The 714-nt window shown below is 54.2% G+C and carries 2 protein-coding genes; both read right to left on the reverse strand.

Annotated elements, in window-relative coordinates; all coding sequences use genetic code 11:
- Nucleotides 1-94: 94 nt before the first annotated feature.
- Complete coding sequence (locus AC629_RS47575; protein WP_168195777.1) at nt 95-235, reverse strand: hypothetical protein; 141 nt, start codon at nt 233-235, stop codon at nt 95-97.
- 287 nt (nt 236-522) lie between these two features.
- Nucleotides 523-714, reverse strand: a 192-nt coding sequence (locus AC629_RS48115) for a hypothetical protein (RefSeq protein WP_210419253.1), incomplete at its 5' end; no start/stop codon positions are given.

The raw sequence follows: 714 nt of genomic DNA on the forward strand, positions 1-714 counted from the left end.
CTTTTGCCACATCTGCGACATCAGCGCATTTTTGCTGTAACGCGCAATACCCGCGCGGGACCAGTCATCAACTTTCGCGAGCCATCTCTATTTTCTATTTCTTTTTGCCGATCGCGAGGTTCGGCTGCCATCCCGCTCCCTCGCCCTTTTGGCTTGGGGCGGCGGCAATTGTCTTGGCCTTTTCTTTCTTAGGCTTCTTCTTCTCCCGATTACTTCTTTGTTCGCCTCTGGCCATGTCAGCCTCCTTTGGTTGACGACAGGCTATCACCTCCGGGCGACAATGGGCTGGTTATTGTTAGGGAGCAAAGAGCTGTGACTTCCGAAATTGGCCCTTCGCGTCGTTTCGTTGCCGCGCAGTGAGCTGGCCGGTTTCGGAGAAGAGCAGACATCGAACGGCGGCCGAACCCAGCAGACTCGGTCGCGAATGACCCTGGCTGTGTAAAAACGCGAATGATCGAGACACGGCTAGAATTACATTCTTCAGTTCGTCGTCTAAGTTGAAGCCACGTGCTAGCTTAAGCGCTAGAACCGCCTTGGACGAATAACTTCTTCTATCGCGCTCAAGCGCCTTGGCGTTTTCACACAGCCAAGACCCAGAGCGGTCATCCGCACGGTCTGTCCGTAGCGGCGTCCATATTCCAGCTCGTTGAGTTCCGTTCCACAAAGAGTATTGGCAGTCGGTGGAGAAACGGCCCTCCTTCCTGAACCTTCTTT

Source organism: Bradyrhizobium sp. NAS80.1, from assembly GCF_001908205.1.
GTDB lineage: Bacteria > Pseudomonadota > Alphaproteobacteria > Rhizobiales > Xanthobacteraceae > Bradyrhizobium.

Coding starts and splice junctions, on each gene's coding strand:
- AC629_RS47575 (WP_168195777.1), bottom strand. CDS start 235: ATGGCCAGAGGCGAACAAAGAAGTAATCGGGAGAAGAAGAAGCCTAAG.